General features: G+C 46.2%; 25 protein-coding genes. 15 read left to right on the top strand and 10 right to left on the bottom strand.

Translation table 11 applies throughout. The features are described from left to right. Window positions 1-47: 47 nt before the first annotated feature. From ACVC9U_RS19635 to ACVC9U_RS19645, 3 genes are all read left to right on the top strand, one after another. Window positions 48-491: a carboxymuconolactone decarboxylase family protein gene (locus ACVC9U_RS19635; protein ID WP_441391405.1), complete on the top strand. Its 444-nt coding sequence runs from the start codon at window positions 48-50 to the stop codon at window positions 489-491. Window positions 492-732: 241 nt separating this feature from the next. After that, the gene (gene soj / locus ACVC9U_RS19640; RefSeq protein ID WP_011201786.1) at window positions 733-1,494 is read left to right on the top strand and encodes a sporulation initiation inhibitor protein Soj; all 762 of its coding nucleotides are present in this window, start codon (window positions 733-735) and stop codon (window positions 1,492-1,494) included. Then, window positions 1,487-2,335, top strand: coding sequence for a ParB/RepB/Spo0J family partition protein (locus ACVC9U_RS19645; RefSeq protein ID WP_441391406.1), 849 nt, complete (start codon window positions 1,487-1,489; stop codon window positions 2,333-2,335). Before soj ends, ACVC9U_RS19645 begins: the two co-directional genes overlap by 8 nt. 36 nt (window positions 2,336-2,371) lie before the next feature. On the opposite strand, the gene yyaC is transcribed toward ACVC9U_RS19645, so the two are convergent. Continuing rightward, window positions 2,372-2,989 (bottom strand): spore protease YyaC, encoded by a 618-nt coding sequence (gene yyaC, locus ACVC9U_RS19650; RefSeq protein WP_441391407.1) that lies wholly within the window; start codon window positions 2,987-2,989, stop codon window positions 2,372-2,374. A gap of 303 nt (window positions 2,990-3,292) precedes the next feature. On the opposite strand from yyaC, the gene ACVC9U_RS19655 reads away from it, so the two are divergent. From ACVC9U_RS19655 to rpsR, 6 genes are all read left to right on the top strand, one after another. Then, on the top strand, window positions 3,293-4,306 hold the full coding sequence (locus ACVC9U_RS19655) for a YkvI family membrane protein (protein WP_023856802.1): 1,014 nt from the start codon (window positions 3,293-3,295) through the stop codon (window positions 4,304-4,306). An 87-nt stretch (window positions 4,307-4,393) separates the two neighbouring features. Next, complete coding sequence (locus ACVC9U_RS19660; protein ID WP_011201785.1) at window positions 4,394-4,600, top strand: DUF951 domain-containing protein; 207 nt, start codon at window positions 4,394-4,396, stop codon at window positions 4,598-4,600. A 179-nt stretch (window positions 4,601-4,779) separates the two neighbouring features. Then, window positions 4,780-5,880, top strand: a complete 1,101-nt coding sequence (gene ychF, locus ACVC9U_RS19665) for a redox-regulated ATPase YchF (RefSeq protein ID WP_145929910.1) — start codon at window positions 4,780-4,782, stop codon at window positions 5,878-5,880. 113 nt (window positions 5,881-5,993) lie between these two features. Continuing rightward, window positions 5,994-6,281: a 30S ribosomal protein S6 gene (rpsF, locus tag ACVC9U_RS19670; protein WP_020453642.1), complete on the top strand. Its 288-nt coding sequence runs from the start codon at window positions 5,994-5,996 to the stop codon at window positions 6,279-6,281. A 46-nt stretch (window positions 6,282-6,327) separates the two neighbouring features. Then, window positions 6,328-6,840, top strand: coding sequence for a single-stranded DNA-binding protein SsbA (ssbA, locus tag ACVC9U_RS19675; RefSeq protein WP_441391408.1), 513 nt, complete (start codon window positions 6,328-6,330; stop codon window positions 6,838-6,840). A 51-nt stretch (window positions 6,841-6,891) separates the two neighbouring features. Then, window positions 6,892-7,131, top strand: a complete 240-nt coding sequence (gene rpsR / locus ACVC9U_RS19680; RefSeq protein WP_003178022.1) for a 30S ribosomal protein S18 — start codon at window positions 6,892-6,894, stop codon at window positions 7,129-7,131. A 77-nt stretch (window positions 7,132-7,208) separates the two neighbouring features. On the opposite strand, the gene ACVC9U_RS19685 is transcribed toward rpsR, so the two are convergent. Then, window positions 7,209-8,510: an MFS transporter gene (locus ACVC9U_RS19685; RefSeq protein WP_025810494.1), complete on the bottom strand. Its 1,302-nt coding sequence runs from the start codon at window positions 8,508-8,510 to the stop codon at window positions 7,209-7,211. 214 nt (window positions 8,511-8,724) lie between these two features. Here ACVC9U_RS19685 and ACVC9U_RS19690 point away from each other — a divergent pair, with 214 nt between their 5' ends. Together ACVC9U_RS19690 and ACVC9U_RS19695 are read left to right on the top strand one after the other, a co-directional pair. Then, the gene (locus tag ACVC9U_RS19690) at window positions 8,725-10,191 is read left to right on the top strand and encodes a SulP family inorganic anion transporter (protein WP_020453639.1); all 1,467 of its coding nucleotides are present in this window, start codon (window positions 8,725-8,727) and stop codon (window positions 10,189-10,191) included. Window positions 10,192-10,208: 17 nt separating this feature from the next. Continuing rightward, on the top strand, window positions 10,209-10,628 hold the full coding sequence (locus ACVC9U_RS19695; RefSeq protein ID WP_020453638.1) for a universal stress protein: 420 nt from the start codon (window positions 10,209-10,211) through the stop codon (window positions 10,626-10,628). Between the two features lie 42 nt (window positions 10,629-10,670). Here the strand turns inward: ACVC9U_RS19695 and ACVC9U_RS19700 are convergent, their stop codons facing one another. Then, window positions 10,671-11,147, bottom strand: coding sequence for a spore coat protein (locus ACVC9U_RS19700; protein WP_144497491.1), 477 nt, complete (start codon window positions 11,145-11,147; stop codon window positions 10,671-10,673). Between the two features lie 159 nt (window positions 11,148-11,306). Between ACVC9U_RS19700 and ACVC9U_RS19705 the strand changes: the two genes are divergently transcribed. From ACVC9U_RS19705 to rplI, 4 genes are all read left to right on the top strand, one after another. Continuing rightward, complete coding sequence (locus tag ACVC9U_RS19705) at window positions 11,307-11,447, top strand: hypothetical protein (protein ID WP_020453636.1); 141 nt, start codon at window positions 11,307-11,309, stop codon at window positions 11,445-11,447. 216 nt (window positions 11,448-11,663) lie between these two features. Then, window positions 11,664-12,593, top strand: a complete 930-nt coding sequence (locus tag ACVC9U_RS19710) for a YybS family protein (RefSeq protein ID WP_020453635.1) — start codon at window positions 11,664-11,666, stop codon at window positions 12,591-12,593. Window positions 12,594-12,628: 35 nt separating this feature from the next. Further along, on the top strand, window positions 12,629-14,611 hold the full coding sequence (locus tag ACVC9U_RS19715; RefSeq protein WP_020453634.1) for a DHH family phosphoesterase: 1,983 nt from the start codon (window positions 12,629-12,631) through the stop codon (window positions 14,609-14,611). Then, window positions 14,608-15,057 carry a 50S ribosomal protein L9 gene (gene rplI, locus ACVC9U_RS19720; RefSeq protein WP_003178003.1) on the top strand — a complete coding sequence of 150 codons (450 nt, stop codon included), beginning with the start codon at window positions 14,608-14,610 and terminating at the stop codon, window positions 15,055-15,057. The genes ACVC9U_RS19715 and rplI overlap by 4 nt, the downstream gene beginning before the upstream one ends. Before the next feature lie 36 nt (window positions 15,058-15,093). Here rplI and nagE read toward each other — a convergent pair whose 3' ends face one another. The 7 genes from nagE to ACVC9U_RS19755 form a co-directional block, all read right to left on the bottom strand. Next, window positions 15,094-16,467: an N-acetylglucosamine-specific PTS transporter subunit IIBC gene (gene nagE / locus ACVC9U_RS19725; protein WP_003178000.1), complete on the bottom strand. Its 1,374-nt coding sequence runs from the start codon at window positions 16,465-16,467 to the stop codon at window positions 15,094-15,096. Between the two features lie 2 nt (window positions 16,468-16,469). Beyond that, complete coding sequence (gene murQ / locus ACVC9U_RS19730; protein ID WP_016885626.1) at window positions 16,470-17,366, bottom strand: N-acetylmuramic acid 6-phosphate etherase; 897 nt, start codon at window positions 17,364-17,366, stop codon at window positions 16,470-16,472. Further along, window positions 17,363-18,094 (bottom strand): GntR family transcriptional regulator, encoded by a 732-nt coding sequence (locus ACVC9U_RS19735; protein ID WP_003177996.1) that lies wholly within the window; start codon window positions 18,092-18,094, stop codon window positions 17,363-17,365. The genes murQ and ACVC9U_RS19735 overlap by 4 nt, the downstream gene beginning before the upstream one ends. Continuing rightward, window positions 18,091-18,837, bottom strand: a complete 747-nt coding sequence (nagB, locus tag ACVC9U_RS19740; RefSeq protein WP_003177993.1) for a glucosamine-6-phosphate deaminase — start codon at window positions 18,835-18,837, stop codon at window positions 18,091-18,093. The genes ACVC9U_RS19735 and nagB overlap by 4 nt, the downstream gene beginning before the upstream one ends. Then, window positions 18,834-20,084 (bottom strand): N-acetylglucosamine-6-phosphate deacetylase, encoded by a 1,251-nt coding sequence (gene nagA, locus ACVC9U_RS19745; RefSeq protein ID WP_016885627.1) that lies wholly within the window; start codon window positions 20,082-20,084, stop codon window positions 18,834-18,836. Before nagA ends, nagB begins: the two co-directional genes overlap by 4 nt. 131 nt (window positions 20,085-20,215) lie before the next feature. Continuing rightward, window positions 20,216-21,421: a CynX/NimT family MFS transporter gene (locus ACVC9U_RS19750; RefSeq protein WP_003177989.1), complete on the bottom strand. Its 1,206-nt coding sequence runs from the start codon at window positions 21,419-21,421 to the stop codon at window positions 20,216-20,218. 70 nt (window positions 21,422-21,491) lie between these two features. After that, complete coding sequence (locus ACVC9U_RS19755; RefSeq protein ID WP_009330022.1) at window positions 21,492-21,629, bottom strand: YycC family protein; 138 nt, start codon at window positions 21,627-21,629, stop codon at window positions 21,492-21,494. Window positions 21,630-21,675: the final 46 nt, after the last annotated feature.

Here is a 21,675-nt window from a genome sequence, read left to right on the forward strand (position 1 = left end):
CGTTCCTCACTTGTTATATAAGTGAAACATTTAAAGGAGGAATAGACATGGAAACGAGATTTCTAATGGAAAAAGTAAACCCTGAGGGCTACAGAGGAATGCTGGAGCTTGAAAAAGCGCAGGCTTCCTCAAGCATTGATCCCATTTTAAAGGAACTGATCAAAATCCGGGCTTCACAGCTGAACGGATGTGCTTTCTGCTTAAATATGCATACGAAAGATGCAAGGCAGAACGGTGAGACGGAACAGCGGATCTATGCGCTCAATGCATGGCGGGAAGCGCCTTTTTTCACGGAAAAAGAGCGGGCGGTATTGGCGCTGACTGAAGCCGTTACGCGAATCGGCGAGCACGGGCTGCCGGATGAAGTATACAACGAAGTCAGGACCCATTTTACAGAAGCTGAAACAGCCGAACTGATCATGGCAGCCGTCACAATAAATGCCTGGAACAGAATTGCCATCGCCACCCGGAAAATGCCCGCAGCAGATTGATTAAAATCCCCGTAAGACAGGGGGATTTTTTATATTAATATAATAATGAAACTATCTTTCATTTCACTTGAATATCTCTTCTCTTTTTTCTGAGATAAAAAAATAGTTTCTTTATGTCGAAAAATAGAAAAAACGGATCTCATTGAAAAAACAAAAATTCAAAAAAAGCAAACGGCCGATTCTTTTTTTGTTAAAATAGAGAAATGAGAGAAACTTGTTCAATGTGAAAGTAGGTGACATTGTGGGGAAAATTATTGCGATCACAAACCAAAAAGGTGGCGTTGGTAAAACGACAACCTCTGTTAACCTGGGAGCTTGCTTAGCTTACATCGGGAAAAGGGTTTTGTTAGTCGACATAGACCCGCAAGGAAACGCAACAAGCGGTATCGGCGTTGAAAAGGCTGATGTTGATCAATGTGTGTACGATATATTAGTAGATGATGCAGATGTGAAAGATGTCATCAAAACAACATCCGTAGAAAACTTGGATGTCATTCCTGCAACGATCCAGCTTGCGGGGGCGGAAATTGAACTTGTTCCGACCATCTCCCGAGAAGTCCGGCTGAAAAGGGCTTTGGAATCGGTCAAACAAAACTATGATTTCATGATTATTGACTGCCCGCCGTCATTAGGGCTGCTTACAATCAATGCGCTTACGGCTTCCGATTCCGTCGTGATTCCGGTCCAGTGCGAGTATTATGCGCTGGAAGGGCTGAGCCAGCTGCTCAACTCTGTCCGGCTCGTGCAAAAACATTTAAATACGGATCTGATGATCGACGGCGTATTGCTGACAATGCTTGATGCAAGAACGAATTTAGGCATACAGGTCATCGAAGAAGTGAAAAAGTACTTCCGCGATAAAGTATACAAAACGGTTATCCCCCGGAATGTCCGGCTCAGTGAAGCGCCGAGTCATGGAAAGCCGATCATTTTATATGATCCCCGTTCCAGAGGAGCGGAAGTCTATTTAGAATTAGCAAAGGAAGTGGCTGCGAATGCCTAAAGGTCTCGGAAAAGGGATTAATGCATTGTTTTCAAATGTTGATTTATCCGAAGAAACGGTTGAGGAAATCAAGCTGCAAGACTTGCGGCCCAACCCTTATCAGCCAAGAAAAACGTTTGATGACCAATCGTTAAAAGATTTGAAGGAGTCCATTTTGCAGCACGGTGTTTTGCAGCCCATCATCGTCAGAAAGTCAATTAAAGGCTATGACATTGTGGCCGGAGAACGCCGTTACCGGGCTGCTGAAAAAGCCGGATTGGAAACCATTCCTGCGATTGTGCGCGAGCTGTCGGAATCCCTGATGATGGAGATTGCCCTATTGGAAAATCTTCAACGAGAAGACCTGTCTCCGCTTGAAGAAGCAAAAGCCTATGAATCTTTGCTCGAACATCTCGATATGACCCAGGAACAGCTGGCAAAAAGGCTTGGAAAAAGCAGGCCTCACATCGCCAACCACTTACGGCTGCTGACACTTCCTGAAGACGTTCAAAAGCTAATTGACAACGGCACGTTATCGATGGGCCATGGCCGAACATTGCTTGGATTGAAAAACAAGCAAAAGCTTGAGCCGCTTGTTCAAAAGGTCGTGTCTGAACAGCTGAACGTCCGGCAGCTTGAAAAGTTAATTCAACAGTTGAATGCTGATGTTCCACGTGAAACAAAGAAGCCGAAACAAGTAAAGGATGCAGTGATCAAAGAACGAGAGTCGTATTTGCGAAACTATTTTGGAACACCGGTGACCATTAAAAAGCAAAAGAAAAAAGGCAGAATCGAAATCGAATTCTACTCAAATGAAGACTTGGAGCGTATTCTCGAATTGCTGGCCCAAGAAGACGCATAAGCTTAAAAACCATCTGATCATGTGCAGATGGTTTTTTTATGACATCCTTCCGGTCATTCTTTGAATTGGTGACACATGGCGCCGCTGCCACCCGGCTTTCTCCAGGTGCGACAGCCCGTCAGCGAGCACATCCGCCATGCGCATGACAAGGTTGAGCCTTGTATTTTGCAGGACAAAATACTCCATAAAGCCGCTGACATTGACAATTCCGTTAATATGCACGTGGCCGACTTCAGGCAAGCTTTTCTGAACGCCTGCTCCCGGCTTCAAAGGTCCTTTGCCGATTTGAAAAGATCCCACGCTTTTGGTTCGTCCAAGACAGGCATCGATCGCGATCATAAATGGATTTTGATGCTGCTGATGAATATGATCAATCTTTTCATTTAAGTTTACGGCGTGAACCGGGTCGGCAAGCGTTCCATAGACATGAAAACGTGTCAGCTGTTTTGCGGAGAGTTTCATTCCTACGAGGGGACCGAGCGAATCTCCTGTGGAGCGGTCTGTACCGATGCAAACGATCACGATGGGCCGGTCTTCGGCTTCCTTTAAATAGACGGAAAGAACTTTCTCTATTTGTTTCACAGCTAGCGGATCCGAATGAGAAATATATTCATTTATTGGTTCTTGAGAAAAAATTCCGCCTTTTCGATTCATAGGCTTCACATCCTTGTCATCATGGTAACAGCAGTGCCTTGGTGTGTTTTTCGAGTATGAATGGTTGTTTACAGTATATCCAGCTGTCTCTTTTTTTATGCTTTGGATGAAACGATTTGGTCAGTTGGAAAAAATACTTTACTAAAAGAAGATATGATAATTCATTTTATTATATTGATATAATTAATTCATTTGAATGAGAAAAGTCGAAAGGGGATTCATGAATTTTTATAGAGGACCGGCAATATAGTGTCATAAGCGGAGAAACAAGCTTAAAAACTATATTGCTGGGGTGAGCAAATCGTGTGGAGAGCCGGGATGAAGTGGATGCTTCTTATTTTAGGAAGCTTAATAGGTGCGGGATATGCGTCCGGCCAGGAAATATGGCAGTTTTTTGGTGATGAAAGCGGACTGGCTATCCTGTTGTTTACGATCATGTTCAGCCTGTCAACCTATATTGTGATGAAGATCAGCTACGAACAAAAATCAGAGCATTTTCTGCCTGTGCTCGAAACATTAATCGGTCCGCTGCTGGCTAAAGTATACGATGTGCTGATCATCCTGTACTTGTTTACGACGACGATTGTGATGATTGCAGGTGGCGGGGTAACGCTGCAAATTTTTCATATCCCGTTTTGGACTGGCGTCATCTTGTTTTGTTTATGCACAGGGTTGTTGTTTTTCTGGGGGCTTAATGGCATATTGTCCGTTAACAGCTACTTAATCCCGATTTTGGTGGCTGGGCTGCTGTATGCGCTGATTTCTTTTCAAACCGCTCATCATCAGCCGTGGCTGCTCAATTTGACTCATCAATACAACTGGCCTGCCGGCATCGCATTCACTTCGCTGAACATATTATCTGTTGTCGCTGTATTGTCTGCGGTCGGCAAAGAGATGAAGGGAGTCGGAGAAGCGAAGATTGCCAGCATATTAAGCGGCCTGGTGTTTGGCGCTATTTCATACATGTACAATGAGACCCTTGTAGAGCTTGCAGGTGAACTGGCCCATTATGAAATTCCTTTATTCGCGGTTTTGGAGGGCGCGCCTTTTCCGATTTTTATTTTTATGACGGCTGTTCTTTGCGTCGCGATCTACACAACGACGATCTCGAGCATTCTCGGGCTGTCCAGCCGTTTTCTGTCACTTGTGAACTGGCCGAGATGGGTAATCGTCCTCCTGCTCCTCTCGATCATGGTGCCTTTTACATCAATCGGCTTTTCAAATTTAATCGCTTTTTTATATCCAATTTACGGGTTATTAAATTTGTATTTATTGGTAAATATTTTACTTTATCCAATTTTAAGTAAATGGAAATAAATATATTTATGGTTATGAAGAATTGCTCTTTCGCTGTGGTTTTTTGTACAATAAGATCACAACAAGGAAGCAAAGAGGTGAAAGATGTTGGCCGATAAAGAATTTGGCCTGAATGACGTGGTCGAAATGAAAAAGCCGCATCCTTGCGGGACGAACCGCTGGAAGATCATTCGGATGGGAATGGATATCCGGATTAAGTGCGAGGGCTGTTCACACAGTGTCATGATCCCGCGTAAAGAGTTTCAAAGAAAGCTGAAAAAGATATTAGTTAAGCATGAGGAGTCCGAATCTTAATCTTAGCGGACCCCCTCATGCTTTTTTTTCGATTACAACGAAAAATGAATTTTCACCTAGTTTGTATGATTGAAAAGCAAGTTTTGTCAGCTTGTCTTTTACTGTAATCATCCTTATAATTGTTGCAGGTTTAACATTTACGACTACACATGGATGTTTATTATAGAGGAGATGAAACAATGGCTTTAACAGCTGGGATTGTTGGTTTGCCTAACGTTGGGAAATCAACCTTATTTAATGCAATTACTCAGGCCGGGGCAGAATCGGCCAACTACCCGTTTTGTACGATTGATCCAAACGTCGGAATCGTAGAGGTTCCTGATGAGCGTCTGCAAAAGCTGACAGAACTCGTCAATCCGAAGAAGACGGTCCCTACCGCATTTGAATTCACCGATATCGCCGGCATTGTAAAAGGAGCATCAAAAGGAGAAGGGCTCGGAAACAAGTTCCTGTCCCACATCCGCCAAGTGGACGCAATCTGCCATGTTGTCCGCTGTTTTGCCGACGACAATATCACGCACGTGTCCGGGAAAGTAGACCCGATTTCGGATATCGAGACGATCAACCTTGAGCTGATACTGGCTGACCTTGAAACCGTTGAGAAGCGGATCGGCCGGGTCGGAAAGATGGCCAAGCAAAAAGACAAAGAAGCCGTGTTTGAATTTGAGATTTTGACAAAGTTAAAAGAGGCATTTGAACAGGAAAAGCCGGCCCGTTCTGTCGAGTTCTCGGAAGAGCAGCAAAAGGTGTTGAAGCAGCTTCATCTGCTGACGACAAAACCTGTCTTATATGTAGCGAATGTCAGCGAGGATGAAGTGGCTGATCCTTCAGGAAACGAGTACGTCCAGAAGGTCCGGGAATTTGCTGCTGCTGAAAAAGCGGAAGTCATCGTCGTCTGCGCCAAAATTGAGTCCGAAATCGCAGAGCTTGAAGGCGAAGAGAAGGCGATGTTCCTTGAAGAACTCGGCATCGAAGAATCCGGTCTGGATCAGCTGATTAAAGCGTCTTACTCCCTCCTTGGACTAGCCACTTATTTTACAGCGGGAGAACAGGAAGTCAGAGCCTGGACATTTAAAAAAGGAATGAAAGCCCCTGAATGTGCGAGCATCATCCATACAGACTTTGAACGCGGATTTATCCGTGCGGAAACTGTTGCTTACGACGATCTGCTGGAGGCGGGAAGCATGGCCTCAGCAAAAGAGGCCGGAAAAGTCCGCCTTGAAGGGAAAGAATACATTGTGAAAGACGGCGATGTCATTCATTTCCGTTTTAATGTATAACACGGTTGAAATAGGACAAGAGCTTTGATATAATATAAAATTGTGAGTAATAGGATTATTGCTCCTTGCCCAATATAATGGGCCGCTTAGTCCAAAAGGAGGTGCAAATACAAATGAGAAAGTACGAAATCATGTACATCATCCGCCCAGACGTTGATGAAGAGTCTAAAAAGGCTGTTGTTGAGCGTTTTAACAACATTTTAACAACTAACGGTGCGGAGGTCACTGAAACAAAAGATTGGGGAAAACGCCGTCTTGCGTACGAAATCAACGATTTCCGCGACGGATTCTACCAAATCTTAAACGTTCAAGCTGGAGCTGAAGCAGTTCAAGAATTTGACCGTTTAGCTAAAATCAGTGATGACATCATTCGCCACATCGTGGTTAAAGAAGAAGAATAAACAGAATTGAATTATATACTCTAAAGCAAAAGGATGGTCTCTCAATATGCTTAACCGAGTTGTTTTAGTCGGCAGACTGACAAAGGACCCAGAGCTTCGTTATACTCCAAGCGGTGCAGCTGTTGCCACCTTTACGCTTGCTGTCAATCGTACGTTTACGAATCAGCAGGGTGAACGTGAAGCTGATTTCATCAACTGTGTTGTCTGGAGAAGACAAGCCGAAAACGTTGCGAATTTCCTTAAAAAGGGAAGTCTTACGGGTGTAGATGGACGTTTGCAAACGCGCAGCTATGAAAATCAGCAAGGACAGCGTGTATACGTTACGGAAGTTCAAGCTGAAAGTGTTCAATTTCTGGAGCCTAAAGGCGGCGGTTCTGGTTCAGGCGGTTACAGCGGAGGCCAGGGAGGCCAACACTTTGGCGGCGGACAGAATGAACCGGCTCCATTCGGCGGCAGTCAAAACAATCAGAATCGCAATCAAGGCAACAGCTTCAATGACGATCCATTCGCAAACGATGGAAAGCCGATTGACATCTCTGATGACGACTTGCCATTTTAATGGATGACGGACGAATAAAACAAAACCAGAATAGAAAGGAGGGAAATAACGATGGCAGGAGGACGCAGAGGCGGTCGTGCGAAACGCCGTAAAGTGTGTTATTTCACTTCTAACGGCATTACGCACATCGACTACAAAGATGTAGATCTTCTTAGAAAATTTATCTCTGAGCGCGGTAAAATCTTACCACGCCGTGTAACAGGAACAAGCGCGAAATACCAACGTAAATTGACTGTTGCAATCAAACGCGCTCGTCAAATGGCTTTACTTCCATACGTAGCAGGCGAGTAAGCCGATAAAAGGAACAAGACCCAATACGGTCTTGTTCTTTTTTTATTCATCAAAAACCGGGTCGTTTCCTGCAGTATTCAGGTTTCCTGCTTACCAATCTGTATCCGTTTGATGTCGCCGAGGACTGCAAGGTAGAACACGAGTCCAAGCAGTAAAACAAACCCGGCTACTAGAAAGCTGAGCGTAAATGAACCGGTCACATCGACCAGATAACCCGTTAAAGAAACCGCGATAATCCCTCCGAATAAGTTATTTGCCAAATTGACCATTGAGCTAAGCAGAGAGATGGAACCAGCCGGTGCAATATCAGCTGATATCGACCAGCCAACGGGCGCAGTCGCAGATATTCCGGCTAAGCCGACGGAAATGCAGATGATCGCGATCGTGATGTTGTGCGTGAAGACAGCTCCCAAAAAGGCAAATCCAAGGCTCATGCCGATTGCGATAATGGTCTGGTATACTTTTGTATTCGAATGCCCCTTTTGAATTAAAAAATCGACGAGCCATCCGCCCACAACGATTCCGGAAATCGTCGATATCAGCCAGGGAACCGCAGTAAACAGCCCCGATGACATAATATCCATTCCGTATGTTTCTTTAAAGAAAGTCGGGAGCCAGGTTAAGAGCAGGTTGAATGTATAGCCATAACCCGTGAATCCGATCATCAGCCCCCATGCTTTGCGGTTTGCAAGCATTGCTTTTAAAGCAATGAGCGTCCGTTCCGAGATGTCTTCCTCTGATACGGCATTATGCTTTTGAATGTAATGGAGCTCCTCTTTTGAGATTCGTTTGTGCCGATCGGGTTGTTCATAGTACATCCAGAAAAATACGGTAAATAGTACATTGATGATTCCAATCGTTAAAAAAGCGGCTCGCCAGTCAAATGTCGTGACTAAAAAGGCAACGAGAGGCGCACCGATGACATTTGCGAACTTGGCCGCTGAGTCGAACAGGGAATTGGCAAGACCGCGCTCATTTTGCGGAAACCATAAGGCCGTGGCTTTGGAAGCGGCAGGAAATGCTGAAGCACTCGTCAGCCCGATTAAAAATCTGACAATATAAAGAAGCAATTTCCCCTGTAAAAAAGCCAATATAATGGTTAGAAAACTCCATACGGTCATTCCGACCCTTGTTACCCAGGCAACGCCGTACTTGTCCAAGAGACTCCCGACCGGAATCTGCATCAGCGTGTATGAATAGGTATAGATAGAAAAGACAATGCCTAATTGGGTTGCCGTCAATTGAAAGGAATCCTGTATCGCAGGAGCCGCGACTGAAATAGCAACACGGTCAAAGTAATTTAAAATGATCATGCTGCTTAATAAAGAAGAAATATACCATCTTGTATGCCCCGGTCGTTTTTCCAGCTCTTGCGCCATATTGAAACCTCCTCTAATGATTAGATTGGACTCTTTTCAAAATTACATTCTTAATTTCTTCGTGTTCATTTCCACGGGATTGCGGGGAGTAAACGGCCGCGGAAAAAAAACCATATAGACATTTTGATACAGGTCTGCTAAAGTGAAACATGTTAAAAACAGATGGCTTCTATGAGAGTTAGAAGCAAATGATTACGAACGAGGTGTTGAATCTTTGAATGTTAAACAATTAAATAGCGAATGGTTTTCTAATGTACGGGGGGATATCCTTTCGGGTATCGTCGTAGCGCTTGCTCTCATTCCTGAAGCCATAGCGTTTTCCATCATTGCGGGTGTAGACCCGATGGTCGGTTTGTACGCATCTTTTTGTATTGCTGTTGTCATTTCCTTTACGGGCGGCCGTCCGGCGATGATATCAGCCGCGACCGGGGCGATGGCTCTTTTGATGGGATCTTTGGTCAGGGATCACGGGCTTGATTATTTATTTGCTGCTACGATTTTAACGGGAATCATCCAATTGATATTTGGGGTGCTGAAGATTGCGCGCTTTATGAAATTTATTCCGCGGTCGGTTATGGTAGGTTTCGTAAATGCGCTCGCCATTTTAATCTTTATGGCGCAGGTTCCTCATTTTGTTGGAGTTTCGAATATGACGTATGTTGTGGTCGGGATTACGTTGTTGATTATCTATGTTCTTCCCCGCTTTACAAAAGCCGTTCCATCTGCACTTGTTGCTATTATTGCGATGACTGCATTTGCTATTTTTGGCCATTTTGATTTGCGCACTGTCGGTGATTTGGGAGAAATAAAGCAATCATTGCCTGCTTTTATGATCCCCAATATTCCTTTCAATTTTGAGACGTTGGCCATTATTTTTCCAACAGCATTTGCGCTTTCCATCGTCGGCTTGCTTGAGTCATTATTAACCTCTTCTATTGTTGATGATATGACGGATACGGAAAGCGATAAAAACAAGGAAAGCCGCGGACAGGGCATCGCCAACATTGTCGCCGGGTTTTTCGGAGGCATGGCGGGATGCGCGATGATCGGCCAGTCTGTGATCAATGTGAAATCAGGAGGAAGAGGCCGCTTGTCCACTTTGGTTGCCGGCGTTTTCTTAATGTTTTTGATCATGGTGCTGGGCGACTGGGTCGTACAGATTCCGATGGCGGCCTTAGCCGGTGTGATGATTATGGTATCGATCGGTACGTTTGACTGGTCTTCGTTCAGCATGTTAAGAAAGGTGCCGCTAACGGATTCCATTGTCATGCTTGTGACCGTTATTACCGTTGTGGCGACCCACGATTTATCAAAAGGGGTTTTCGCCGGTGTTATTTTGAGCGCGATCTTCTTCGTGGCGAAAATTTCTAAATTGAAGATTGAAGAAACGTCAGAAGAACATGCGATCAAGTACATCATCAAAGGACAAGTTTTCTTTGCATCTGTTCAAGATTTCGTAAAGTCTTTTAAAACGGATGAGCAAACGAAAAAGGTCATTCTTGATTTTTCAGAGGCCCATATATGGGATGATTCCGCTGTGGCGGCTATCGATAAAGTCGTTTTGAAAATGAAAGATCAGGGAATAGACGTTGACTTGATTGGTTTAAATGAGTCCAGCTGGAAGCTGGTCGAAAAACTGGCAACTTATGATCAGCCTCATCGTTCAGTGTCAAATCACTAAGAAACGGGTGATGAAGGGTGTATAGAAATATATTGCTGGCTGCTGACGGCTCAAAGCATTCTGAAAGAGCGGCCGATCATGCGATTCATTTGGCTTCCATGTCAAAGCAGGCGGTCGTTGACGTTATTTATGTATTGGATTATGCGAAAGCAAAACATGAAGTTCTGCATAGCGAAAACCGTGCAGAACTCGAACGTGAACGGCGCAGCAGGCTGCTGTCGATAGAAAATAAATTAAAACAATCGGCCGTTCCCTATCAAATGACGATGCAGCACGGGGAGCCGGGCCCGACGATAGTATCGTACGCCAACCATCATGATGTTGATATCGTGATTATCGGAAGCAGGGGGCTGAACACTTTGCAGGAAATGGTGCTGGGAAGTGTCAGCCATAAAGTGGCGAAAAGAGTGAAGTGTCCGGTTTTAATTGTAAAATAGCCTAAAACAGAGCCAGTAAGGATCCTATCCTTGCTGGCTTTTTTATCTCATCGATATCGCTTTTTGCGCGTGCATGGCGTCGCCTTTTAGCAGGTCAACGAGATTATAGGCGGGATATAAGCCTTTTTGGTACATAAAATAAAAAATTTGCTCATGCAATTTAATAGCCGCATTGATTTGTTTAACAAACACTCTCCTGAGTTCAGGCGTCGCCGTTTCCGTGATCGCAATCGCATAGTTTCGAACGGTCGTTTTCGCCAATACCAACAGATCACCCGCATCAAAATACAGGTCGGCCCGTTCTTCCTCCCGATGAAATGCCGGGGCTTTTGGCAAAAAGGGAAGAAGCTCCCTTAAATTTTGCTCCAATGCCTTCGCTGAAACACTGTAAAGCTGTCTTAACTGAGGATCGCTGATTTTTTTTATGCTTTTTTTGATCTTGACCAATCCGACAGACTGGGCCGCGATCAGTTCATGCAACTCCATCGTTTCATGCCAAGCCAATGTTTTTGTTGTCATGCAGATTCTCCTTTATTGCTTTTTCTTAGTCAGCATATGCCCATTGCCGTCAAAAGGTTAATAGAAGAATCGGAGGGACGTTTTAGACCGTTTTGGAAAGGGGAAATCAAATAATACGGGATTTTTGCATCTAAGTGACAACAATGAGAGGTGATCAATGTGTTGGATGTGTTGAAGGACTTTTTTCTATTCTTGAGTGGCGGGCTTCGCGTGACGCTTCTGATCGCAATTTTGATTATATTGTTGTTGATCAGAAAAGCGAGAAAGAAAAATAAAGAGAAGTCGGGGTTTCTCGACTGACAGTGTTTCACATGGAACATTTACTCGTTTTCTCAAGCCTTATGATCGTTTTACTTGCGATTTGACCTTATGTTAGAATAAAGAAACAATGAGAGAAGGCCGAGACCTGCTCATCTCATCGTCTTTATTTGAAAATGAAATTTTCGGCGTTAGAAAAGAGCAGTCGTCTATGCTGCTCTTTTTGATTCATGACATTTAAACATACGAGGTGAACAAGTGAAACAAACAAGAGCTTTAGTAGAAGGCGCTATCATGGTCAGTATTTTTGCCGTTTTGCTGATGATCAGCCTCTATATGCCTTTTATCGGAACCATTCTTTTATTGACGCTGCCGCTGCCTGCCATGGTTCAAACAATCAGGCACGGTCCAAAGCCCGGGATTTCGGTAGGGTTGGTCAGTTTACCCGTTTCGTTGATTGCCGGTTCCTTAGGCGGGCTGATGTTTGCTATTCCAGTAAGTGCTGCGGGTGTGATCATGGGCTTTTTCTACAGAAGAAAAGAGCCAGCCCAAGCGATTGCTGCATCAGCTGTTACATACATGATTTCGATCGTGCTGCTGCTTTTCATCAGCATTCAGTTTCTCGGGTTAAACTTAATAGAGACGGCCAATCAAGCATATAATGAAACAATCAAAACCTTTGAATCAAGTATCAAACAGTTTGGAAATGATAAAGAAGCGGCTAAACAGATCGAATTGCTGAATGAACAATTCAAACAGGCGCAATATTTATATCCGACAGCCATTGTGATATTTTCCGGAATCACCGCGTTTTTGAATCACCTGCTCGCCAAGCCGGTGCTTCGGCGCATCATCCAAATACCGTCTTTGAAACCGTTCAGGGATATGAGGCTTCCGCAAAGCATGATTTGGATCTATTTATTGACGATTCTTCTGTCGCTGGCTCCCGTTGAAGAGGGCAGCATATATTACTCCATTCTGCTAAATGCGAGTCTCATCATGGGCTTTGTCTTGATCATTCAAGGGTTTTCATTTGTGTTTTACTTTTGCCATGCCAAGAAACTGCCAACTGTCCTGCCGGTTCTTTTTTTAATTATCGGGTTGTTTTCGCCCCTGATGTACCTTGTTCGCATCTTAGGTATAATTGACATAGGCTTTAACTTGAGAGAAAGAGTAAAAAAATCGTAGCCACGATGTTCTCCAATGGTGAGGAGTTGATTTGAGTGCCAAGTTTTTATGAAAAACCGTTATTTCGATACCCCATATATTCTTTAATCGTCGTCACAATCATTTCTGTCCTCATCAACATTTATTTTAATTGGGTGGCAGGAGCGGCCGGCGTTCTGATTCTGGGTGTCATATTGTACTTTTTGAGACGGGCGGACTCCCAAATCAGAAAAGAGCTGGACGATTATATATCGACGCTGTCTTACCGTCTGAAAAAAGTCGGGGAAGAGGCGCTGCTCGAAATGCCGATCGGGATCATGCTGTTTAACGATCAGTACTATATCGAGTGGGCCAATCCTTTTATGGCGTCATGCTTTAATGAAAATACGCTCGTCGGCCGGTCGCTTTATGATACTTGTGAATCTGTCGTCCCTTTGATTAAGCAGGAAGTGGACACAGAAACGATTACGCTGAATGAGCGGAAATTTAATGTGGTTATCAAACGGGAAGAAAAGCTGCTTTATTTCTTCGATGTCACAGAGCAGACGCAGATTGAGAGACAATACGAAAATGAAAGAACGGTCCTTGCCTACATCTTTCTCGATAATTACGACGATGTGACGCAAGGGCTTGATGACCAGACCAGAAGCTCGATAAACAGTGAAGTAACATCGCTTTTGAACCAGTGGGCCCAAGAGTACGGCATTTTCTTAAAACGGGTTTCCTCTGAGCGGTTCATCGGCGTATTAAACGAACATATTTTAAGCGAGCTAGAAGCATCAAAGTTTTCGATTCTTGATGAAGTTCGGGAGAAGACATCCGTTCATACCATTTCCTTGACGTTAAGCATCGGAATCGGTGCATCTGTTGCCTCTTTGAAAGAGCTCGGCGATTTGGCGCAATCCAGCCTTGACTTGGCGCTGGGACGCGGAGGAGATCAGGTGGCAATCAAGCAGCCGAACGGGAAAGTGAAGTTTTACGGCGGTAAGACGAATCCTATGGAAAAACGGACGCGCGTCAGAGCCCGGGTCATTTCACACGCGCTCAAGGAGATTGTCTCTGAAAGCAGCAATGTGATAATCATGGGTCATAAGTTTCCCGATATGGATTCGATCGGATCAGCCATCGGGATTTTGAAGGTCGCACAGGCAAACGGCAAAGACGGCTTTGTCGTGATCGACTCCAATCAGATCGGTTCAAGTGTTCAAAGACTGATCGGGGAGATTAAAAAATACGAAGAACTGTGGTCCAGGTTTATTACGCCGGAAGAGGCGCTTGAGATCGCAAAAGACGACACGCTGCTCGTGATCGTTGATACGCATAAGCCTTCTTTTGTCATTGAAGAAAGGCTGGTCAATAAAATTGAAAATATCGTCGTTATCGATCATCATAGAAGAGGGGAAGAGTTTATTAAAGACCCGCTGCTTGTCTATATGGAGCCGTACGCTTCATCTACAGCGGAGCTTGTGACAGAGCTGCTCGAATACCAGCCGAAGCGCTTAAAAATCAACATGATCGAAGCAACAGCTCTTTTGGCCGGGATTATTGTCGATACGAAGAGCTTCTCGCTGCGCACCGGCTCCCGTACGTTCGATGCGGCGTCTTATCTGCGCGCAAAAGGCGCTGACACTGTATTGGTGCAAAAGTTTTTAAAAGAAACGGCCGATCATTATATTAAAAGGGCGAAGCTTATCCAGCATACCGTTTTTTATCAAAACGGCATCGCCATTGCATCGCTGCCGGACGATGAGGCGGACGAATACTTTGACCAGGTTATCATTGCACAAGCCGCGGATTCTCTTCTGTCTATGAGCGATGTCGAAGCGTCATTTGCTGTGGCGAGAAGAGACGAGAACACGGTATGTATCAGCGCAAGATCGCTCGGCGAAGTAAATGTTCAAATCATTATGGAAGCGCTCGAGGGCGGCGGTCATTTAACCAATGCTGCGACACAGCTGACCGATATCACGGTTGAAGAAACGCTCCGCCGACTGAAAGAAGCGATTGACGAGTATTTCGAAGGAGGCATTCAGAAATGAAGGTAATTTTCTTACAGGATGTTAAAGGCAAAGGGAAAAAAGGCGAAGTGAAAAATGTAGCGGATGGATACGCGCACAACTTTTTGATCAAAAAAGGGCTGGCTGTTGAAGCGACATCCGCCAATATCAGCGCGCTTGAAGGTCAGAAGAAAAAAGAGAAGAAAGAAGCGGCTGAAGAACTAAAATCTGCGAAAGAGCTGAAAAAACAGCTTGAGGAGATTACGGTGGAGCTTTCAGCCAAGTCCGGAGAAGGCGGCCGTTTATTCGGCTCCGTGACAAGCAAACAAATTGCAGATGCGCTGCAAAAAGGCCATCAGTTAAAAGTCGACAAACGCAAAATCGAATTAAACGATGCGATTCGCTCATTGGGATATACGAATGTTCCCGTGAAGCTCCATCCGGAAGTACAAGCAACACTGAAAGTTCACGTGAAAGAGCAATCATAAAGTAACAAAGCCCCTTCCTCAGAAGGGGCTTATCTTTTATTCCGTACGTTTTCTCATTTCATTCGCCAAGAATTCGACGTCTGTACCGATGATCACCTGCACCTCGTGCTGATTGAGCTTGACGAATCCCTTCGCTCCCATGGATTTCATCGCGCTTTCATCCAGCTTGGAAGCATCGCGGACCTTGAGGCGGAGGCGGGTCACGCAGTTGTTCAGCGTCTCGATGTTTTCTTTTCCGCCAAGCGCTTCGATGTATTTGTCCGCAAGGGTTTCGTATTTAGACGATCCTGTGTCAGGGCTGACAGCGGTGTTTTCCTGCTCATCGTCATCTTCTCGTCCAGGCGTTTTCAAATTGAGCTTCGTTATCAAGAAATAAAAGATGATGAAATAAATAATGCCGTAAACAAGACCAAGCGGCAGCAAGAGCAGCGGCTTTGTGGCGATTCCAAAGTTTAAGAGATAGTCGATCGTCCCGGCTGAAAAGGTAAAGCCGTGATGGATGCCGAGCATATTGGTCACGGTCATGGCGCTTGCGGTTAACAAGGCATGAATACCGAAGAGAAGCGGCGACAGGAACATGAATGTGAACTCAATCGGCTCTGTGATTCCGGTTAAAAATGATGTGAACGCCAATCCGATCAGCAACCCGGCCGTTGCTTTGCGGCGATGCTTTTTCGCAGCGGCAATCATCGCCAGACACGCCGCAGGAAGACCGAACATCATGATCGGGAAGAACCCTGTCATAAAGGCGCCGGCGCTTGGATCTCCGGCAAAGAACCGGTTCATGTCACCCGTTTTGCCTGCAAATTCTCCAAAGACCATCCAGACCATGTTGTTTAAGATGTGATGAAGGCCGAGCGGCAAAAGCAGCCTGTTTAAAAGACCGAATATCCCGACCCCTAATGCCCCCGCATGAATGATCCATCCTCCAATGGCGTCAATTGCCTGCTGTGCATAAATCCAGACGAAGCCGAAAATGCCTGCAAGAATGATGGAACAGAAGGCTGTCATAATCGGAACACTGCGTTTTCCGCCGAAGAAACCGAGCCAGTCAGGCAGCTTTGCATCTTTAAAGCGGTTATACATGACGGCGGCGACAACGCCTGCAATAATCCCGCCGAGAACTCCCATGTTCAGGTCCTTATTGATGGCTGCTAAGCCGCCTGTCAGGACAAAATAACCGATGGCTCCGGACAGAGCGGCGGCCCCGTGGCCATCCTTTGACAATCCGATCGCAACGCCTATCGCAAAGATGATCGGAAGTTGGTCAAGAATTGATTGTCCTGAAGCAGCGATAAACGGAATGTTTAACAGGTCTTCCCGTCCCAGTGCGAGCAGGAGGCCCGCAGCAGGAAGAACGGCAATCGGCAGCATGAGCGCGCGGCCGATATTTTGAAGAAATCCCAACATAGTTAAAACCCCTTTCGATGATATTGAATCGCTTTTTTCAAATGTCCATTTTCATGGGATAAACAGCGGCGGGCATCTTCAAGCGTTCCGTTTGTCAACGTCATAAAGATCGCTGCCTTGATGTCATTGCCGCTTTCTTTTAAAGCTTGCAGAGCCTCATCCTCCGATAACCCGGTGGTATTCATCAGAATGGTGACAGCGCGCCCGGCTAATTTTTGATTGAGCAGCCTCATATTCACCATCTCGTTTTGATAGACGCGGCCAAGCCTCACCATTGCCGCTGTTGACAGCATGTTCAAGATCATTTTCTGAGCGGTTCCTGCTTTCAGCCGCGTTGAACCGCGGATAATTTCCGGTCCTGTTTGAACCTCAATCGCGATATCGCTTAATTTGCCCGCTTCTGTATCCGCGTTGCAGCTGATCGAAACAGAAGCGGCTCCGATCTGTTTGGCATAGGATAAAGCGCCGAGGACATAAGGGGTCGAACCGCTCGCAGTGACTCCGATTAAGACGTCATCTTTCGAGAATGATTGCGCTTTCAGGTCAGCGACGATTTTTTCACGGTCATCTTCATTTTCTTCAAGAGGCATCCACATTGCGTCATATCCGCCGGCGATCAGGCCGGTCCAACGGCTCTCGTCAATAGAGAAGGTCGGCGGCAGTTCCGCGGCATCAAGAACTGCGATTCTGCCGCTTGTGCCGGCGCCTGCGGTAAACACTCTTCCGCCTTGCTCAAAACGGCTGACAATCGTCTCCGCCGCTTCAGCGATCAGGGGAAGGCAGGGCGTAATGGCGCGAGGGACTGTGTGATCCTCCTCATTCATCAAGGTGACGATATCTAAAGCATTCATTTCATCAAGTGCTGTGCTTTTGTCGTTCGTATCCTCTGTCTTCCTCATTGGTCTTTCCTCTTCATATCAATGACGAATTTATAGCGGTCGCCTCTGTAAACGGATTTGACCACTTCAAACGGTCTGCCGTCGTCCAAATAGCTCAAGCGTTCAATGAGCAGGACTGGTGCGCCTTCCTCTATGTCGAGAGGCTCGCTCTCTGCCTGAGAGGCAATCGCCGGTTCTAGTGTTTGCGCGGCCCGGTCGATCGTAAGGGAGAGCGTATTTTCGACATAGTCGTACAAAGATGCGCTCATAATGTCTTCGGTCAGGCCGTTAATGAAGTCGGCGGGCAAATAGGAGATTTCATAAGCCATCGGGATGTCATCGGCGAGGCGGATCCGTTTGACTTCATAGACGGAAGCCCCTTCACGTATCTCCAGTTTGCGCGCTGTGCTCTGGTCGCACGGGATGACGCCGAAGCCGAGCATTTTCGTGCCGGGCCTCATGCCCCTTGATTTCATGTCCTCGGAAAAGCTTGTCAATCCTTTGAGAGGCTGCTCAATTTTTGGCTCGGCAATAAATGTCCCTTTTCCCCGCTGCCGGACGAGAATGCCTTCATTGACGAGATTGTTAACCGCCTGTCGAACGGTCATCCTGCTCACCTCATATTTTTCTGCGAACTCTCTTTCAGAAGGAATGAGGTCGCCGGGTTTCAAATCTTTTGTTTCGGCAAGCTTTTTAATTTCGGTCTCAATCTGATAGTAAATCGGAATGTGGGAATCTTTTTTGATCAAAAGGCCATACCCCTTTCTTTCACGATTGATAAAGCATCGCTGTCCGCTATGATGACGACGTCTTGGTGCGTTTTTAAGACGGAAGCGGGGGTGTCTTCATTTGGTTCTTCAGTGAGCAGCTTCGCCAAGATGCCGGCTTTTTTCTCTCCTGAAACGAGCAGCAGGATCTGCTTGCTTTTCATGATCGTGGAAATGCCCATCGTTATTGCTTGCGACGGGACGGCGTCATAGGAATCAAAATAGCGGGCATTGGCTTCTTTCGTTGATTGTGTCAGTTCAACCGTATGCGTTTTCGATGAAAATGGGGTGCCCGGCTCGTTAAATCCGATATGGCCGTTCAAGCCGAGGCCGAGCACTTGAAGATCAATGCCTCCAAGCCGCTCGATCAGCGCTTCATAGCGGCTGCATTCGGCATCCAGGTCACAAGCCATCCCGTTCGGAAGATGGGTGTGGCTGAGCGGGATGTCAATGTGATCGAAAAGCTGTTTTTTCATATAGAATGTATAGCTGTTTTCATGATCCGGGGAAACGCCGACATACTCGTCTAAGTTAACAGTATAGACGTGCTTGTAAGTCGTTTTATTACGCGCATGATCTTCCCTTAAAACCTGATATGTGCCGAGAGGCGTTCCTCCGGTTGCAAGGCCGAGAACAGGTGCAGATAAGCGATTCACTTGCTCGATGATGAATCGGGCGGCTGTTTGGCTCATGTCCTGATAATCTTTAGCTTCAATGATCTTCATGGTGAAACCTCCCTTTTGCTGAAAGCAATCACGCCTTTGCAAAGCGTCATCACAACTTCATTTTTTTCATTTAAAATGATCAAATCGGCATCTTTCCCGCTCCGTATGCTGCCTTTCCGGTCATAAATATGAAGCTGTCTGGCAGGATTGACTGCTGTCATGTAGACGATATCTTCGAGTGAACATCCCGTAAAATCCATCATGTTCAGTGCAGCCTGGTTCATCTTCAAGATGCTGCCGGCAAGCGTACCATCCCGTAATACGGCTTTTTCGCCTTTTACGAACACCTCCTGTCCGCCTAATGTATAGGTTCCATTTTTCAAGCATTTTGCGCGCATGGCATCCGTAATTAAAATGATGCCTTCTTTCTGTTTTTGCTGAAATGCCAGCTTGATGACGGCAGGGTGAACATGGATGCCGTCGGCAATGACTTCAGCCTTCAGTTCATCATGCAGAAGAGCGCTACCGGCAGTCCCCGGCTCGCGGTGGTGCAGCCCTCGCATGCCGTTGAACAAATGGGTGACATGGGAGAGGCCGGCCTTAATCGCGGCTTCCATCTCTTTGAGTCCGGCGTCGGAATGGCCTGCGGATGCGATGACCCCTGTTTCCTTCAAAAAGGAAATTAGTTCCAAAGACCCTTCCAGCTCTGGCGCAAGTGTGACTAATTTAATGTTATTCCCTGAGATGCGCTGCCATTCTTTAAATAACGAAAGATCCGGCGCTATAATGTCATCCGGCGGCTGGGCGCCGCACCGCTTTTCTGAAATAAAAGGGCCCTCTAAGTGAACGCCTAATACTTCGGCTGTTCCGGGCCGTCCGCCGGCTTCCCTATACCGGTGAACGTTTGCCAGCGCATGCTCGATCGTGGCTTTATCTTGGGTCATCGTCGTCGCAAGGAAGCTTGTCGTTCCTTCTTTCGGCAGGGCTTCAGCCATTGTTTGCAAAGCCTCGGCTGTTCCGTCCATGACATCTGCGCCGTTTGCCCCGTGAATGTGGACATCGATCATGCCCGGCAGCACTTTGAAGTTCTCCGGAAATGTCAGCTGTTCTGCCGTTTGTGCGGAAGCTGGAATATCAGCCATTGGTCCGTAAGCCTCGATTTTTTCTCCATTCGTCAGAAGAAAACCGTCTTCTATCATTCCATTTTCACTGTAAATATGAAGATGTTTAAAAATATAGCGTTGAGATGGTTTGGTTTTCACAGTCAAAAGTCCTTTCTTGAAAACGTTATCATCAGTATAGAACATTACAACTCTAGTTGTCTAGACCAATAAGTGAATTATTTTTGTCAAATCTGATCATACGGCATCACGGTTTATTTGGCCGCTGGTTTGTCAGGTTATATTCAAAAAAAAAGCCGGCTTATCTGCCGGCTTCGTTATGCTGCTTTAGCATAGATATATTGATTTCTTCCCGCACCGAGTCCTGCACCGATCAAAGCGACCAGCGCGCCGATGAACAGTAAAATCGGTCCGTTCCATGAGTGCATGTGATCGTAAAGAAAACCGACAAAGCTTGGACCAATCGCTGCCAGCAAATATCCGGCGGATTGCGACATCCCTGATAATGCCGCGGCTTGATCGGCATTTTCGCTTCTCAGCCCGATTAAAGTCAAGGCTAAACTGATGCTGGACCCTTGTCCAATTCCGATTAAAATGACCCATAGCGTCAGCATCGCTGTACTGCCTCCGTACAATAGCCCTGACATCCCCGCCAAGTATAGGATGCCGAGGGCGAGCACGATGCTTTTCTGGTTTTGAAACCGCCCGGCGAGAACCGGAGTCAAAAATGTCGACGGGAGGCTGGCAAACTGCATCAGCGACAGCATCCAGCCGGCAAGCGACATGCTCATCCCGTGCGAGCGGAGAATTTCAGGCAGCCAGGCGATCGTGCAGTAAAACAAAAACGACTGTATGCCCATAAAGAATGTGACCTGCCAGGCAATTTTCGAGCGCCAGACCGTTTGGCCGTCTGCCTTTAAGCTGACCGTGCGGTTTCCCGTATCATGATAGCGGAGCTGGGGAACCCAGATCAAAATCGCAACAAACGCGAGGCCCGCCCAAACCATGAGCGACGCGCTCCATCCCCACGCTAAGCCGTGCGACAACGGAATGCTGATCCCTGATGCGAGCGCCGCAAAAATCGACATGGCTGTTGTATAGAAACTTGTCATAATTCCCGCTTTGTCAGGAAATTTATGTTTGATCAGGCTGGGCAGCAGCACATTGCAGATTGCGATGCCGACTCCGATCAATGCGGTTCCTGCAAATAATGTAATAGATTCTCCGTAAGAGCGCAGCAAAATTCCGATCAATAAGATGACCAATCCGACCCAGAGGGTTCTCTCATTGCCAAGCTTCTGTCCGAGCTTAGGGGCGACCGGGGACAGGACGGCGAACGATAACAGCGGCAGCGTCGTCAAGAAGCCGGCCATGCCGTTCGTCAAATCCATATCCGAGCGGATCGAACTGATCAATGGCCCGACAGCTGTAATAGCCGGTCTTAAATTAAAAGCGATAAATATGATTCCTGCAATCAAAAAGATATTGTTCAAACGGGCGCGTCGAGCGTCAATGTAATGCATGCTGTATTCTCCTTTGCTTCCAGGTGGAAAAGTGACATGAAAAAGAAACCCGGACCATCATCCAAGGTTACTATTGATCTTTCTTCTGAATTTCGGCAATTTTCGCAAGCAGGATATGCTGCGGCAAATGCATGATTTGTTCAAGAGGAAGATTTAAGGTTTCCGAAAGTTTTTGCGCCGTTTCGGCAGAAATTTGTAAAGGTTTCATAAAGTCCTCCATTTTATATTGTACCCCAGCGCGCAGAGTACGCAAC

The organism is Bacillus sp. GM2, assembly GCF_056155945.1.